This is a genomic window from Aeromonas sp. R7-4 (assembly GCF_040908055.1).
Classification (GTDB): domain Bacteria; phylum Pseudomonadota; class Gammaproteobacteria; order Enterobacterales; family Aeromonadaceae; genus Aeromonas; species Aeromonas sanarellii.
Map to the genome: position 1 here is coordinate 15796 of NZ_JBFODA010000044.1, position 16017 is coordinate 31812.

Annotated in this window: 14 protein-coding genes; 7 read left to right on the top strand and 7 right to left on the bottom strand. The window is 66.0% G+C overall.

The features are described 5' to 3' along the window. Positions 1 to 98 precede the first annotated feature (98 nt). Together AB5Y72_RS12180 and AB5Y72_RS12185 are read left to right on the top strand one after the other, a co-directional pair. Positions 99 to 1376 carry a cation:proton antiporter gene (locus tag AB5Y72_RS12180; RefSeq protein WP_368199048.1) on the top strand — a complete coding sequence of 426 codons (1278 nt, stop codon included), beginning with the start codon at positions 99 to 101 and terminating at the stop codon, positions 1374 to 1376. A 476-nt stretch (positions 1377 to 1852) separates the two neighbouring features. After that, the gene (locus AB5Y72_RS12185) at positions 1853 to 2029 is read left to right on the top strand and encodes a hypothetical protein (protein WP_084202887.1); all 177 of its coding nucleotides are present in this window, start codon (positions 1853 to 1855) and stop codon (positions 2027 to 2029) included. Positions 2030 to 2094: 65 nt separating this feature from the next. Here AB5Y72_RS12185 and AB5Y72_RS12190 read toward each other — a convergent pair whose 3' ends face one another. Further along, the gene (locus AB5Y72_RS12190) at positions 2095 to 2616 is read right to left on the bottom strand and encodes a GNAT family N-acetyltransferase (RefSeq protein WP_209793766.1); all 522 of its coding nucleotides are present in this window, start codon (positions 2614 to 2616) and stop codon (positions 2095 to 2097) included. 152 nt (positions 2617 to 2768) lie between these two features. On the opposite strand from AB5Y72_RS12190, the gene AB5Y72_RS12195 reads away from it, so the two are divergent. After that, a complete protein-coding gene (locus AB5Y72_RS12195) occupies positions 2769 to 3032 on the top strand; it encodes a hypothetical protein (RefSeq protein WP_042077947.1) in 264 nt (87 codons plus the stop codon). Positions 3033 to 3105: 73 nt separating this feature from the next. After that, positions 3106 to 3951, top strand: coding sequence for a neutral zinc metallopeptidase (locus AB5Y72_RS12200; protein ID WP_325783454.1), 846 nt, complete (start codon positions 3106 to 3108; stop codon positions 3949 to 3951). Between the two features lie 66 nt (positions 3952 to 4017). Here the strand turns inward: AB5Y72_RS12200 and AB5Y72_RS12205 are convergent, their stop codons facing one another. Continuing rightward, entirely contained in the window at positions 4018 to 4695 is a 678-nt protein-coding gene (locus AB5Y72_RS12205) for an ATP-binding protein (protein WP_325783453.1), read from the bottom strand. Between the two features lie 202 nt (positions 4696 to 4897). Between AB5Y72_RS12205 and AB5Y72_RS12210 the strand changes: the two genes are divergently transcribed. The 3 genes from AB5Y72_RS12210 to AB5Y72_RS12220 all read left to right on the top strand — a co-directional run bounded on the left by AB5Y72_RS12210 (position 4898) and on the right by AB5Y72_RS12220 (position 7429). After that, positions 4898 to 6214 carry an MFS transporter gene (locus AB5Y72_RS12210; RefSeq protein WP_325783452.1) on the top strand — a complete coding sequence of 439 codons (1317 nt, stop codon included), beginning with the start codon at positions 4898 to 4900 and terminating at the stop codon, positions 6212 to 6214. A gap of 132 nt (positions 6215 to 6346) precedes the next feature. Further along, positions 6347 to 7066: a MarC family NAAT transporter gene (locus tag AB5Y72_RS12215; RefSeq protein WP_325783451.1), complete on the top strand. Its 720-nt coding sequence runs from the start codon at positions 6347 to 6349 to the stop codon at positions 7064 to 7066. Between the two features lie 159 nt (positions 7067 to 7225). Beyond that, on the top strand, positions 7226 to 7429 hold the full coding sequence (locus AB5Y72_RS12220; protein WP_042077957.1) for a hypothetical protein: 204 nt from the start codon (positions 7226 to 7228) through the stop codon (positions 7427 to 7429). A 109-nt stretch (positions 7430 to 7538) separates the two neighbouring features. Here the strand turns inward: AB5Y72_RS12220 and tldD are convergent, their stop codons facing one another. The 5 genes from tldD to AB5Y72_RS12245 form a co-directional block, all read right to left on the bottom strand. Beyond that, a complete protein-coding gene (gene tldD, locus AB5Y72_RS12225) occupies positions 7539 to 8987 on the bottom strand; it encodes a metalloprotease TldD (protein ID WP_216991198.1) in 1449 nt (482 codons plus the stop codon). Positions 8988 to 9044: 57 nt separating this feature from the next. Continuing rightward, positions 9045 to 9851 carry a carbon-nitrogen hydrolase family protein gene (locus AB5Y72_RS12230; protein WP_216991199.1) on the bottom strand — a complete coding sequence of 269 codons (807 nt, stop codon included), beginning with the start codon at positions 9849 to 9851 and terminating at the stop codon, positions 9045 to 9047. 102 nt (positions 9852 to 9953) lie between these two features. Continuing rightward, positions 9954 to 13856, bottom strand: a complete 3903-nt coding sequence (locus AB5Y72_RS12235) for a YhdP family protein (protein ID WP_216991200.1) — start codon at positions 13854 to 13856, stop codon at positions 9954 to 9956. Then, a complete protein-coding gene (rng, locus tag AB5Y72_RS12240; RefSeq protein WP_039040432.1) occupies positions 13857 to 15326 on the bottom strand; it encodes a ribonuclease G in 1470 nt (489 codons plus the stop codon). It abuts the gene before it with no gap. Positions 15327 to 15405: 79 nt separating this feature from the next. Continuing rightward, entirely contained in the window at positions 15406 to 15993 is a 588-nt protein-coding gene (locus AB5Y72_RS12245) for a nucleoside triphosphate pyrophosphatase (RefSeq protein WP_128342118.1), read from the bottom strand. Positions 15994 to 16017: the final 24 nt, after the last annotated feature.

Consider the following 16017-nt stretch of genomic DNA (forward strand, 5'->3'; position numbering starts at 1 on the left):
CCATAAATAGGTAATGAGCGGGCACTAGCCCGGGAGTACCCTATGCCCGTCCTCAATAGGGATACGTGCTTGCTGTTTACTAAAGAGAAAAAATAACTATGAGCGTCTACTACACACTCTGCTTCCTGGCAGCCCTGGCGATCTTCATCGCCTTTGCCAACCAGTATGTTGTGAAGATCCAGACCACCATCGCCATCACCGCGGGATCCATGCTGATCTCCGCCCTGATGGTGCTGTTTGGTAAGTTGGGATGGTTCAACCTGGAACCTCTGGCCGTCGAGACCATGGAGAGCATCGACTTCCAGAACTTCCTGCTGAAGGGGATCCTGGGCTTCCTGCTGTTCGCCGGTGGCCTTGGCATCAACCTCAAGGCATTGCGCAGCCAGAAGTGGGAGATCACCATTCTCTCCATAGTGGCGACCCTGCTCTCCACCTTCATCATCGGCTACGGCTTCTGGTTCATCGCCAGGCTGCTGGGCTGGGAGCTGCCGCTGGTCTACTGCATGCTGTTCGGTGCCCTGATCTCCCCCACCGACCCCATCGCCGTGCTGGCCATCGTCAAGAAGATGAAGGCGCCACCCCAGATCGCCATCCAGATCGAGGGGGAATCCCTGTTCAACGACGGGGTCGGCCTGGTGATCTTCGCCACCGTGTTTGCCGTGGCCTTTGGCGGTGTCGAGCCCACCTTCACCAGCGTGGCCGGCCTGTTCCTGCATGAGGCCCTCGGCGGCATCCTGTTCGGTGCCGTGCTGGGCCTCATCGCCCACGTGATGATCAGCGCCACCGACGACGGCTCCCTGGAGCTGCTGCTGACCCTCTGCATCCCCACCGCGGGCTTCGCCTTCGCCAACATGATCGGCGTCTCCGGCGCCCTGGCCATGGTGGTGACCGGCATCATGATCGGCAACTGGACCCGCCACAGCGGCTTCTCCGAGCAGAGCAGCCACCACCTGGATCACTTCTGGGAGTTGATGGACCAGTTCCTCAACGCCCTGCTGTTCCTGCTGATCGGCCTGGCCCTGGTGCTGCTGGATCTCGCCTGGCAAGACTGGATCCTGCTGGTCATCGCGGTGCCGCTCTGCCTGGCCGCCCGCTTCATCAGCGTCTCCCTGCCCTACGTGGCCTTCCGCCGCTATCGCAGCTACAACACCTTCTCGGTGCGTATCCTGACCTGGGGCGGCCTGCGCGGCGGCCTGGCCATGGCCATGGCCCTGGCGCTGCCCTCCGGCGTCATGGTGCTGCCGGAGCACGGCGTCGACCTGCGGGAAGTGATCCTGGTGATGACCTACTCGGTGGTGATGTTCTCCATCGTGGTACAGGGCATGACCATCACCCCCATGATCACCGCCGCCAAGAGGGCCTGCGGCGACGCCTGAGTCGCCCGCATCCCCTGACAGACAAGGCACAAAGGGCTCCCTCTGGAGCCCTTTTGTCGTCACCGCGACAGTGAAAAATGAGGGAATGCTGGATGGCAGCACAATGAGTGTTTGCTTTTTATGCATTTTGAAGAGAGAATGCGCGCCGGCTAGTCAATCAGCCCTGATTATGTTCGCAATGCTTCACCTCACGATGAATCCTGCCAGTACCTACATAACCTCCCTCTGATTTACTCGCCTTGAGAACCGTTCAGGCTGTCTGCCTGCGTTGCCCGGCTCTCACGGTGCAGACCCGATCTGCCCATCCATTGGTCTATGCATGTCGCATAGGTCTTGGCGCCTTCCTTGAAAGTGCAGACGCCCCTTATCCGGGCTGGGTATTCCTGCGCGCCCGTCAGCCAGAACGCTGACCGCGCCCATCGACCTGACATTTGCCAACACAAGGAGCAAACACTTAATTTATATAGAGAAATACCATGATGAAACACGTACAAATCCGCAAACCCCTGCGTCGCAGCAAGCCCATCAACCTGCCCGTGCAAGAACACGACTATGATGCGTTTCTGATCCAGTTCAGCACCCGCTTCAGCGGCGGCTTCGCCATCTCCTGCGATGGCATCGCCGGCGAGTTCTCCATCGAAGAGCTCAACTGACCCTGCCTGACGGCAGTGTCCGATGCAGACAGGCCGCAGCTCACGGCGGCCTCCCTTGCCCAGACCTAGACCCGGCAGGGCGCCTTATCCGGCGCCTCCAGCAGCAGGCACTCCTCCTCGCTCTCCCCCAGCCTGACCCGCTTGCCCTGACTCAGCCCCAGCTTGGCCAGTAGCCGGACCGAGCGCTCGTTGCCCGGGGTGACGATGGCCACCACCCGCTCGATGCCGAGCCGCTCGCGACCATCCTTCAGCGCCGCCCGCGCCGCCTCCAGGGCATAGCCCTGTCCGCGCCAGGCCGGCAGGAAGGCGTAGCCGATGTCCTCGCACGGCAGGGTGTCGCGCTTGATGAGACCGCAGATGCCGAGCCTGGCCCCGTCGCTGCGCCTGGCCACCAGATAGAGGCCGTGACCGTGGCGGGCATAGCTGACCGCCGGCCCCTGCTGGATGTAGTTCTCGGCATCGTCCCGGGTACGCACCCCGCGATCGCCGATCCAGCGGTGGAAGTCGCCGTCGTTGAGCAGTTCGAGAATGAAGGGGGCATCGGCAGTGGTCAGTTCGCGCAGTTCCAGGCGCTCGGAGAGGATCATGACAGGGGCTCTGTTGACAAAAACGGGTCACCCAGACTGCCCCCGTCGCCCGATCTTGGCAAGATCCGGGCAGACATTTCTGCCCCGACGGCAGGCGTCCCCGCTATACTGCCCACCCCATGACAACCCCATGCAACAGACAGGACACCACCATGACGGACACCACCGAATTTTTTGATGAAGCGACGCTGCTGGAGATGGTGGAAAACCAGCTCGCCGACGGCCATCCCCTGCAGGTGAAAGCCACCCTGATGCGGCTGGTGATGAAGGGCACCCCGAGGGAAGAGGCGCTGCAATACATCGCCTGCGCCCTGGGCGCCGAACTCATGGCCATGGAGGCCGATCAGGGCCCCTTCAACCTCGCCCGCTACGGCGAGTTTCTCGACAGCCTGCCCGAGATGCCCTGGGCCGAATAAGGCCCCTGGTTAGGCAAGGCGCGGGACCCGCCATTATCATTACTGCCACCAAAGATGACGGGAGTATGGGGATATGCGCTGGCAAGATCGCCGTGAGAGCAACAACGTGGAAGACAGGCGCCAGCAGGGCGGGGGCGGCGGCCTGCCCATCGGCGGCAAGGGGCGCCTCGTCCTGCTGGTCGTGGTCATGGTCGCGGGTTACTACGGCGTTGACCTGAGCCCCCTGCTCGACGAGCCGGCCCCGCAGAGCCATCCCCAGCGTCAGAACCCGTCCCAGGCCGCCAGCGACCCCCTCGCCCGCTTCACCTCGGTGATGCTCGCCTCCACGGAGGATGCCTGGGGCGAGATCTTCCAGCAAAGCGGCAACCACTATCAGGCCCCCAAGCTGGTGCTCTATCGCGGGGCGACCCGCACCGGGTGCGGCCAGGGCCAGTCGGTGATGGGGCCCTTCTACTGTCCGGCGGACGGCTCCGTCTACATCGATCTCTCCTTCTATCAGGACATGCGCGACAAGCTGAGGGCCGACGGCGACTTCGCCCAGGGCTATGTGATCGCCCACGAGGTGGGCCACCACGTGCAGCACCTGCTCGGCATCTCCACCAGGGTGCGCCAGCAACAACAGGGGCTGAGCCAGGTGGCCCAGAACCGGTTGTCGGTCAGGCTCGAACTGCAGGCGGACTGCTTCGCCGGGGTCTGGGGCCACTACATGGAAAAAGAGCAGGTGCTGGAGCGCGGCGATCTGGAAGAGGCGCTCAACGCCGCCCAGGCCATCGGCGACGACAGGTTGCAACAGCAGGGTCAGGGCCGGGTAGTGCCCGACAGCTTCACCCACGGCACCTCGGCCCAGCGCCTCGCCTGGTTCAAACGCGGCTTTGACAGCGGCAAGCCCGCCAGTTGCGACACCTTCGCCGCCCGCTGACACACGGCAACGACAGGGCCGGATCCCCGAGGATCCGGCCCTTTCTCTGGGCGCTGGCGGCCCGCCTCAGGCGATCTCGTCCGCCAGCAGATCGGTGAAGACGAAGCCGTCCCTCAGCACAGTCTCCCCCACCCGGATGGCCAGGGGCCGCTGGAACATGGGGCCGTCCCAGGCCAGGGTGTGGAACTCGCCGTTTTCGCCGCAGGGGTCCACCCCGGCGGGCAGGGCGGCCAGCAGGGCCTCATCGAACTCGTGTCCCCCCAGGCTCATGTCCAGCGTCTTGGGGTCGAGGGTGCAGACCCTGGCCCTGAGCCCGGCCGCCATCATCTGCTGCGCCAGCTCGGTCGTGTCGCTGCCCCAGAGCGGGAACAGCGGCGTGATGCCGGTTCCCGCGAGCTGGCGCTCCCGGTAGGCGCGCACCTCCTCGAGGAAGAGATCGCCAAACGCCATATGGCGGATCCCCCGGGCCATCACCTCCCTGATAAAGCCGGTCATGATGCGGCCGTACTCCTCGTTGCTGCAGGGCCAGGGCAGGTCGATGGTCATCAGCGGCAATCCCACGCACTGGGCCTGCCGCGCCAGCAAACTCTTGCGCACCCCGTGCATGGCGACCCGCTCGAATGCCTGATTGAGGGTGGTGAACAGGCCCACCACCTCGATGGCCGGATCCTGCCGCAATCTGTGCAGCGCCCAGGCGCTGTCCTTGCCGCTGCTCCAGGAGAGCAGCACTTTGGTCTTGGTCATGGTTTCTCCCACTGTGTCGTCCCGGGCCAATGGCCGCTCGCCGTCAGCCGCTCTCCTGTCTCGTTGCACCAGGATGCTGCAAGACAGTGTTGCGAATTGTGCGATTTACATCGCGGGACACAAAAGCATACCCTCGTGATCGAGCGTATCCCCGCAGAGCCTGGGGGAGAATAACTAAAAAAACGATGGGAAACATAAGGATATGAGTACAGTCAGCACATCGCACGACCACTGTCGCCCCCTCAACCGACAGGATTACAAGACCCTGAGCCTGGCCGCGCTGGGCGGCGCCCTCGAATTCTACGACTTCATCATCTTCGTCTTCTTCGCCGTGGTCATCGGCGAGCTCTTCTTCCCGGCGGACATTCCCGAGTGGCTGCGCCAGTTCCAGACCTTCGGCATCTTCGCCGCCGGCTACCTGGCCCGCCCGCTCGGCGGCATCATCATGGCCCACTTCGGCGATCTCATCGGCCGCAAGCGGATGTTCACCCTCAGCATCATCCTGATGGCCCTGCCGACCCTGCTGATCGGCCTGCTGCCCACCTATGCCGTGCTCGGCATCGCCGCCCCCCTGTTGTTGCTGCTGCTGCGGATCCTGCAGGGAGCCGCCATCGGCGGTGAAGTGCCTGGGGCCTGGGTCTTCGTGGCCGAGCACGTCCCCGCCCGCCGGGTCGGCGTCGCCTGCGGCACCCTCACGGCGGGCCTGACCGCCGGCATCCTGCTCGGCTCCCTGGTGGCCACCGCCATCAACCGCGGCATGAGCCCGGACGACGTGAGCGACTGGGGCTGGCGCCTGGCCTTCGTGCTCGGCGGCGTGTTCGGCATCGTCGCCATGTACCTGCGCCGCTGGCTGCACGAGACCCCGGTCTTTGCCGAGATGCAGGCCAACAAGTCGCTGGCAGAGGAGCTGCCGCTCAAGACGGTGCTGCGCGAGCACAAGGGCAGCGTCATCGTCTCCATGCTGCTGACCTGGCTGCTCTCCGCCGGGATCGTTGTGGTGATCCTGATGACCCCGACCTATCTGCAGAAGGTCCACGGCATCAGCCCCGCCGATGCCCTGACCGCCAACTCCCTGGCCATAGTCGCGCTCACCCTGGGCTGCATCTTCTACGGCCGCCTGATCGACGCCCTCGGCAGCGGCCCCACCTTCGTGCTGGGCTCCCTGCTGCTGGCGGGATCGACCTACGCCTTCTACCACGGCCTGGCGGCCGGCATGGCGCAGCTGGTGCCGCTCTACATGCTGGCCGGCTTCGCGGTGGGGATAGTCGGCGCCGTGCCCTACGTCATGGTCAACGCCTTCCCGGCGGTGGTGCGCTTCTCCGGCCTGTCCTTCTCCTACAACGTGGCCTACGCCATCTTCGGCGGCCTGACGCCCATGCTGGTCACCCTCTGGATGAAGAGCGACGTGCTGGCCCCGTCCCACTATGTGGTCAGCCTGGCCGGCCTCGGCTTCGTACTGGGCCTCTGGCTCTGGCTGCGCCAGCGCGGTCAGCGTCAGGTCACGCCACAAACCGCCTGATCACCATGGGGCCCCGCACTGTCGGGGCTCCTTCATTCCGGCTATATTCAGCCGGGCTCCCATAGAGTAGCCCCCCCTTGAGGCCAGACCCCCGTCTGGCCCTGTTGTTTGCCAACCACCCCGAGGTACACGATGTTCTTCCAGGTCGTCTTCATCGCCTTGCTGGCCCTGCTGCCCATGGTCAACCCCCCCACCACGGCCACCCTGCTGCTGGGTCTGAGCAAGGGGATGTCCCGCGAGCACATACGCCGCCAGATCAACATGGCCGCCATCTATCTGTTCGCCACCCTCTGCGTCAGCTTCTTCATCGGATCCTCCATCCTGGATCTGTTCGGGATCTCCATCCCGGGGCTGCGCCTGGCCGGTGGCCTCATCATCGCCTTCATCGGCTTTCGCATGCTGTTCCCTGCGCCGAGCCAGGCCGCCGGCGTCGATACCAACCAGAGCATCGCCTTCGTGCCGCTCACCATGCCCAGCATGTGCGGGCCCGGTACCATGGCCCTGGTGATCAGCGGTGCGGCCCAGATAGCCGAGCTGCCGGCGGAGGCCGACCGCTTCGTCATCTATGCCGCCATGGTGACCGCCTTCGCCCTGATGAGCCTCATCAGTTGGGGCGTGCTCAAGCTCGCGGATCCGGTGTGCAAGATCCTCGGCGCCACCGGGATCGACGCCATGACCCGGATCATGGGTTTCCTGCTGGTGTGCATGGGCATGCAGTTCTGCATCAACGGCGTCAAGGAGGTGGCCCAGGATCCCGTGTTCCACGGCGCCCCGGCACCGCAGACGTCCCCCGCCTCGCCCCAGGCCGGCGCCGGCACCCTGGATCATCTCTCCCTGCCGCGCCAGCCCTGACTGAAAACGCTGTCATCCGTCTCGAGAATCGCCCTGGATCTTGCGCCCGATCATGTTGCCCACCCACAGGTGAGGTAGTCTGATTTTTGTACAGGCAGGGTTCAGAGGGTCGCCGTTAGCCTGACTGACGCAGACCCCGTCACTTGAGGAGATATGCAAATGGAAAAGATGCTGACCGAGATTGGAAGCTACAGCCTGTTTCATGAATATCTGAACGTGGTCGGGGCCGCCAGCCCCGCCCTGACCCGGATCAAGACGAGGTGGGAGTTCAAGCAGAAGGATCGTCTGGTTGCCCAGATAAGGGTGGATGCCCAGGGCCACGCCCGGTTCTTCATCGACGCCCGCGCCATCTCGGTCAACTGATCCGAGCCCCCTTCACCAGCCCCGGCCCTGTCCGGGGCTTTTTGTTGCCTTTTCTCCGGCCAATAAAAAACCCCGGCACCGGGCCGGGGTTCGAGAGGGCGAGTGAGCCTTACTGGGTGCCACCCACGGTCAGTTGATCCAGCTTGAGGGTCGGCTGGCCGACGCCGACCGGCACGCTCTGCCCCTCCTTGCCGCAGACCCCCACCCCGCGATCCAGGGCGAGGTCGTGGCCCACCATGGAGACCTGGCTCATGGCCTCTGGGCCGTTGCCGATCAGGGTCGCGCCCTTGATGGGGGCGGTGATCCTGCCGTCTTCGATGAGGTAGGCCTCGGAGGCGGAGAAGACGAACTTGCCGGAGGTGATGTCCACCTGGCCGCCGCCGAAGTTGGGGGCATAGATCCCCTTCTTCACCGAGGCGATGATCTCCGCCGGATCATACTGGCCTGCCAGCATGTAGGTGTTGGTCATGCGCGGCATCGGCAGGGCGGCGTAGGATTCGCGGCGGCCGTTGCCGGTGAGCGGCACCCCCATCAGGCGGGCGTTCTGCTTGTCCTGCAGATAGCCCTTGAGGATGCCGTTCTCGATCAGGACGTTGTAGCCGCCCGGCGTCCCCTCGTCATCGATGGAGACGGAGCCGCGTCGACCCGGCAGGGTGCCGTCGTCGACTATGGTGCAGTGTCTGGAGGCGACCTGCTCGCCGATGCGGCCGGCGAAGGCGGAGGAGCCCTTGCGGTTGAAGTCCCCCTCCAGACCGTGGCCCACCGCCTCGTGCAGCAGCACGCCGGGCCAGCCGGCGCCGAGCACCACCGGCATGGTGCCGGCCGGGGCGTCGATGGCTTCCAGGTTCACCAGGGCCTGGCGCACCGCCTCGCGTACATAGCCAAACGCCCGACTCTCGAGGCCATCCAGTTCGAGGAAATAATCGTAGCCGAAGCGGCCACCGCCGCCGGCGCTGCCGCGCTCCCGGCGATCCCCCTTCTCGGCAATGACGGTCACCGACAGGCGCACCAGGGGGCGCACGTCGGCGGCCAGGGTGCCGTCGGTGGCAGCCACCAGGATCTCCTCGTAGACACCGCTGATGGAGGCCATCACCTGATTGATGGCGGGATCCAGACTTCTGGCGAACCTGTCCATCTGCTCCAGCAGGGCGATCTTCTGCTGCTTGTCGAGGGTCTGCAGGGGGTCCATGGCCGGATAGAGCAGGTTCGCTTCGGTTCTGGCCCAGGCCTTCACCTTGCCCTGCGCACCGGCGGCGGCGATGCCGCGGGCGGCGGTCACCGACTGCTGCAGCGCCAGCAGGCTCAGCTCGTCCGAGTAGGCGAAGCCGGTCTTCTCGCCGCTGACGGCGCGTACCCCCACCCCCTGATCGATGTTGTAGCTGCCGTCCTTGACGATGCCGTCCTCCAGCATCCAGGACTCGTGCCAGCTGCGCTGGAAATAGAGGTCGCCGAACTCCACCTCATGGCTCATCAGGCTGCCGAGCAGCTGCTGCAGGCGCCCTTCGTCGAGGTCGTTCGGGGCCAACAATGCGGCACTAACCTGGCTCAATAGACTCAAATCTTTCTCTCCACTCTCATGCGAGATGTCGTAACGGTTAAATCCACGGCCGCAGGTTCACAGCAGGCGGGCATGATCCAGCACCGGCATGGTGCGCTTCAACTCCTCGACAAGGCCGGCATCCATCTGCGCCAGCACTGTGCCCTGTCCGGTCTCCCGACACGCCAGCACCCGGCCCCAGGGGTCGATCACCATGCTGTGGCCCCAGGTCTGACGTCCCGTCTCGTGGGTGCCCCCCTGGTTGGCGGCCACCACATAGCACTGGTTCTCGATGGCGCGGGCCCGCAGCAGCGGCTCCCAGTGTGCCTCGCCGGTCACGGCGGTGAAGGCGGCAGGCACCAGCAGCACCCGGGCGCCGGCCCGGGCCAGCTGGCGGTACAGCTCGGGAAAGCGCAGATCATAACAGATCGACAGGCCGAGGGGACCAAGGGGGGAGTCTACCAGCACAGGTACCTCGCCAGGGCTGAAGGTCTCGGACTCCCGGTAGCGGCCGTGATTGTCCGCCACGTCCACGTCGAACAGGTGGATCTTGTGGTAGTGACCCCTGAGCTCACCGCTGGGGTCGAACACCAGGGAGCTGGTGTGGATATGGTCCGACCCCGGGATCCGGGTCGGCATGGCCCCGGCCACCAGCCAGATCCCGTGCTCCCTGGCCCAGGCGGCCAGCTGCTGCTGGATGGGGCCTTCCCCTATCGTCTCGGCACCGTCCAGATAACCCTGGCGCTCGCCGAACAGGGCGAAGTTCTCCGGCAGCAGGGCCAGCAGGGGACGCCGTGCCGGCAGGGCCGCCAGCTCGGCGTCAATCCGTGCCCGGTTGTCCTGCCAGTGACGGCCTGACACCAGTTGTATTGCGGCTAACCACATGACTCGCTCCTTGTCGTTGTTTGGCCCCCCTGGATGCGGATCGCATCCCGGGTATCAGGCAGCACTATGCCCCCTCGCCGCCCGGCGCGGAAGATGGCCGGCTCAACGCTGGGCCGGCCCGCCGTGCTTGGGGGTGAGCAGGAAGGGGGTCACCTCCTCGGCGGGCAGGCTGGGCGCCACCGCGTCCACCGCCTCCTTCTGCTGCTGGTTGAGCTTGATGCGGGCGCGGTTGCGCCCCGCCTCGATCAGCCTGGGATCGTCCAGCGGGCCCGAGACCCTGAAGTCGATGCGGGTCACCACGTCCACCACGGGCTCCAGCAGCTTGGAGAGCGCCAGCACGTAGAGTCCGGTGATCGGGGTCAGGGAGAAGGCCGCCACCACAGGCAGGGTCCCCCCCAGGTTCGGCGAGAAGCTCAGATCGTAGTCGAGTTGCCAGCGCACCAGATCGGCGATCCCCTCCCCGCGCAGGTTGCCCGCCGCCCCCTTCATGTAGAAGTCCTTGTTCTCCACCACCCCCTGGCTGACCTTGGCGGAGGCGGACATGGACTCGAAGTAGAAGCCCTTGTCGAAGACGTCGCGAAAATCGAGGCGCAACTTGCGCAGCAGGGAGTCGAGGCTGAGCAGGGAGAGCAGCCGCGCCCCCTTGTCGTTCACCTCCCGCAGGGTCCCCCCTTCCAGCTGGTAGTCGGCGCTGCCGGCCAGAGTCGGCAGGCTCAGCCGGTAGGGGGTATCGCGCCAGTTCAGATCCAGCGCCAGCTTGCCCGGCGCATCGCCGATGGGGGAGGTAAAACCGAGCCGCTTGAGCAGCAGCTCGCTGTTCGGGGTGTCGAGGTGGAGCCGGGCCCGGGTCTGCATCTGGCCGGCGCGCGACAGCCACTCGGCGCCGCCGCGCAGGGTGCTGCCGGCCAGGCGCATCTCCAGCCCCTTGAGATCGAGCCGGTTGGCACCGGGGACCAGCTCCCCCTTCACCTCGCCCAGGGGCAGCTCGCCGAAGCGGCAGTCCACGCAGCTGAAGCGCAGCCAGGGGATGGCGTCCATGATGGCCTTGTCCTGGCGCGCATCGGGATCCGGGCTCAGGTCCGACCCCTTGCCGGACCAGTGGATGCGGGCAAACCTGGCGTCGATGGGCTGGCGGTCGGTCAGCGGCAGGCGCACCACCCCCATCACGTCCGGGCTGTCGATCATCACCTCGGTGGCTTGCTGTACCGGCCCCACGGTGAAGTGCACCGCCTTGAGGGTGGCGGTGCCGATGTCGGCCCGGGCCAGCTGGCCGTCCACCCACCACTCCTGGGGCAGGAAGGCGGGGCCCACCACCGCATTGCCGGTCGTCTCCTGCCCCTTGCCGGGCAGCCAGCGCGTGAGCCTGCCCAGCCAGCCCGCCACGTCCGCCTGCTGCTGGTTGATGGCGAGCAGCATGGGCCTGTCCTGGAGCACGCGCGCGCCGGGCTGGCCGACGTTGACCCTCACCCGGCTCATGTAGGGAGCCCCCTCGCCGTAGACCAGGCGGCCCTGCATGTCCACGTCCGCCCCCAGCACGGCCCGGAGGTCGGCGCTGCCGTCCCGGCCCCGCGCCGTCACCTTGAGGGGGAGGCGAGCCCCGGCGGCCTTGGCCAGCGGGGCCGGCAGATCCAGCCCCATCCCCTGCAGGCTGGAGTCCAGCGCCAGCTGGAAGCTGAAAGGCTTGTCCTCCGGCAGGGTCAGCCCCAGGCTGCCCGCCCAGTTGCTGTTCCCCTGGAGCAGCTCCAGGGCCGGGATGTCCCGGCGCTGGCGGCGGCTGTCCCAGCTGCCCCTGAACTTGAGGTCGGCCTGATAGCCGCGGGGCAGCAGCCTGCCCTCATAGTCCAGGGTCAGCGGCTGGTTCCAGAGGCTGGCCTTGAGGTTGTGAATGCGCGTGTGTTCATTGTCATATTCGAGCCTGCCCGCCACCTTCTCCAGGGGCAGATCCAGGGCGGCGATCCTGACCCTGTTGTCGTGGAAGCTGGCGTCCCCGCTGGCCTTGACCTCCCCCTTGCCGTCCAGCGGTATGTCCAGCTTGACCGTGCCCTTCATGGGGCCGCGGATCTCCACCTCCTGCAGCGCCTTCCCCACCGAGCCGCCGAGGGGCGAGTCCTGCAGGTAGTCGCTGACGGCCTGCCCCTCCCCCTCGACTCTGGCATCCACATAGAGGTGGGCGCCGGGGGAGAGATCCGGGATCCAGGCGTGGACCGAGTCGGAGCTGGCCTTGCCGAGCCGGGTCGAGCGGCTGCGCATGTCCAGCCCCGCGTTCTGGAACAGGAGATCGATCTGCAGGTCGGTCAGCGGCTGCCAGCCGGGGAAGAACTCGTAGGTGGCCTGTTCCAGCGGCACCGCCACCTGGAAGATCCCCTTGCCATTGTCATAGGGGAAGTCCCGGAACTCCCCGTACCATAGCAGATCCGCCCCCTTGGCCCTGCCCCCCTTGATGGCCCCGCTCAGGTAGTCCACCAGGCCATCGCTCATCACGGCAAGGGGGTAGTAACGATCCGCATGGGCCGCATTCTTGACGTCGATGCGGCCGGTCAGGGCGAGGAAGGGGTGATCGAACAGCTCCAGGCGAAAACGGCTGGCGAGGCGCAGGTCGGGGTTCTCCAGGGCGATGTCCTGGCCGTAGAGCACCCACCCCTCTGGAGTCTGCCACCAGTCGAGCCTGGCGCTCAGGCTGTCGACAGGGATGGGCTCCTTGAAGTGGCGCGCCGGATCCACCTTGCCCTTGCCCAGGCTCAGGCGGGCGCTGCCCCCGGCCGGGGTCAGCCAGAAATCGCCGTCCAGTTTCTGCAGGCCGGGCACGTCGTGCCAGGCCCGGGTCTCGAAGCCCCTGAGCTGCCCGCTCAGGGAGAGTCCCTGCCAGTCCCCGTCGGCCTGCAGCAGCAGATCCTGCAGCTGGCCCCTGGGCCGGGTGCGCTTGAGGGTCTCGGTCAGCTCGGGATAGAGGCCAGAGACCAGTTGGCTCAGGTTGGCCACCTGGTCGAGATCGATGGCGGGCACATAGCCCTGGATGCGATCCCCCATCCGTTCGAGCTGCAGACGGCTCTGCAACCAGGTGGCACCGTCGAGCTTGAAGGTGACGTCGTGGCTGGCGAGCTGCCACTCCTCGCCGTCGCGGCGCAGCTGGATCTTGCCGCCCCGCAGATCGAGGCGGTGCGGCTCTCCCTTGACCTCGTCCTGCCAGATCAGGTGGTTGTTGCCAAAGGCCAGCAGGGAGTTGCCGAGCCGGCCCCCCTCGAACTCGCTCCAGAGCTGGAAGTCGAGCTGGCCGGTGACCCTGGGTTCACCGGCGTGGATCCTGGCCAGCATGGGGCTGATGTCCAGCTCGCTGGCCCCGAGATAGAGCTGCCCCTTGAGCCTGTCGAGGCGCACTTGCGGGGCATCCACGTCGATGATGAGGTCCAGGGTGCTCTCGCCCACCCCGTTGATGAGGTAGGCCTTGCCGACCCCCTGGTGGCGCTTGCCGCGATTCTGCCAGCGCAGCTGGGCGATGTTGAGGGCACGCACCTCCCCGAGCGCCGTGGTGAGGCTCAGGCGGCTGTCGTGAATGTCGAAGGTGGAGAGCTGGGTCAGCAGGAAGCGCAGCAGGGCCTCCTGCTGGTTCGGACCCTTGCCGCTGGCGGGGTCCGCGGGCTTCGTCAGATCCAGCGCTATGTCGCCGTCGCTGAGCAGCAGCTGGCCGAACACCGGCTTCCAGTCGTTGAGGGAACGCCAGAAGTCGAGGTGAGCCCAGACCTTGCCGAGCCGCAGGGAGAAGCGGCCCGAGTCCGGGGCGATGACGAGTCCTTCGAGTTCGAGGGCGGGGCCGCGCTGGGTCCAGTCCAGCCCGACGTGCTCGACGCTCACCTCCAGCTGGCTCTCCCCGAGCAGGGTCGCGATCACAGCCTGTCGGTGCTGGTTGAGCAGGGGGCCGCCGAGGCGCACCACGCTGACCAGGACGGCCAGCAGCACGAAGAGGACTCCGAGGGCCAACCAGCCCCGACTCAGCCAGCGATAGACCAATTACATCATCACCACGTCGAACTGCTCCTGACCGCAGAGGGGCTCGCTCACCACCCTGACCTGCTTGCCGATGAAGACCTCCAGCTCCGCCAGGCTGTGGGACTCCTCGCCCCTCAGGTAGTCCGCCACCGAGGGTGCCGCGTAGACGGTGAACTGATCCGCGTCGTAGGCGCGGTTGACCCGGATGATCTCCCGCAGGATCTCGAAGCAGACCGACTCCACCGTCTTGACCCGGCCGCGCCCCTTGCACTCGGGGCACTCGGCGCAGAGCACGTGCTCCAGGCTCTCGCGGGTGCGCTTGCGGGTCATCTCCACCAGGCCGAGCTGGGAGAAGCCGTTCACGTTGGTCTTGGCCCTGTCCTTGGCCAGCGCCAGCTCCAGGCTGTGCAGCACCCGGCGGCGGTGATCCTCGGACTGCATGTCGATGAAGTCGATGATGATGATGCCGCCGAGGTTGCGCAGCCGCAGGTGGCGGGCGATGGCGGCGGTCGCCTCGACGTTGGTGTTGAAGATGGTCTCTTCCAGGTTGCGGTGGCCGACGAAGGCGCCGGTGTTGATGTCCACCGTGGTCATGGCTTCGGTCTGATCGATGATGAGGTAGCCGCCGGATTTCAGCTCCACCTTGCGCTCCAGGGCGCGCTGGATCTCGTTCTCCACGTCGTAGAGATCGAAGATGGGCGACTCGCCGGAGTAGTACTCCAGCTTGTTGGCGAGCTCGGGCACGTACTCCTCGGTGAAGCGCTTGAGCTGATCGAAGCTCTGGCGGGAGTCGACCCGGATCTTGTCGAGCTCGGCCCCGACGAAGTCGCGCACCACCCGGAACGCCAGGCTGGGATCCTCGTACAGGATCTTGCAGGGGGGGTACTTCTGCTTGCGTTCCAGGATCTTGCGCCACAGGCGCTTCAAGAAGGCGGCGTCCTGCTCCAGCTCCTGCTCCCCCACCCCCTCGGCGGCGGTGCGGATGATGTAGCCACCGAGCTCGTCCACATAGCCGGCCACGGTGCGCTTGAGGCGCTCGCGCTCCGCCTCGGACTCGATGCGCTGGGACACCCCCACATGCGCACTCCCCGGCATGAAGACCAGGTAGCGGGAAGGCAGGGTGATGTCGGTGGTGAGGCGGGCCCCCTTGGTGCCCAGCGGATCTTTCACCACCTGCACCATGATGTCCTGCCCCTGGCGCACCAGCTCGGCGATGTTGCCGGCCTGGAACTGCTCCTTCTCCTTGATCGCCACGCACTCGGTGTGGGGGACTATGTCGGAGGCGTGCAGGAAGGCGGCCTTGTCCATGCCGATGTCGACGAAGGCGGCCTGCATGCCGGGCAGCACCCGGCTGATCTTGCCCTTGTAGATGTTGCCCACTATGCCGCGCTTGGCCTGGCGCTCCACGTGCACTTCCTGCAGCAGGCCGTTCTCGACCAGGGCGACCCGGGTCTCGGAGGGGGTGACGTTCACCAGCAGTTCTACCGACATAAGTTACCTTGCCTTTCTAGTTTTGAATTCTGGCACGACGAACAACGGGTAACTCAGCAGCGCACCGCTGACGGGAGGATTACCGGGTCTGCTCGACGTGCTGCTTGATCAACAGATCCGTCTCCAGCAGGGGCAGGCCGACCACGGCGCTGTAGCTCCCCTCGATGCGGCTGACGAACTTGCCGGCAATGCCCTGGATGGCGTAGGCGCCGGCCTTGTCGCACGGCTCGCCGGTGCGCCAGTAGGCCTCGATCTCGGACTCGTCCAGCTTGCGAAACGCCACATTGGTGGTGACCAGGCGCACGTCGCAGCGATCCGGGGTGGCCAGGGCCACCGCCGTCATCACCTGGTGCACCCGTCCGGAGAGCGCCTCCAGCATGTCCTTGGCGTCCAGCAGGTCGGAGGGCTTCTCCAGCACCCGCTCCCCCAGCACCACTATGGTGTCCGCCCCCAGCACGGGCAGCGCCGTGGGCGCCGCGGCCACGCCGGCCATGGCCTTGTCGCGGGCGAGCCGGCAGACGTAGTCCTGGGGCTTCTCCCCCTCGCCGCGCTGCTCGGGCACATCCAGCCTGAGCACCTCGAAGCGGTAGCCCAGCTGGGTCAGGAGTTCGTGCCGGCGGGGCGAACCCGAGGCGAGATAGAGTTGCAGTTCGTTGTGCTTGTTCATATTCACTCAATGGGGCGAGGCATG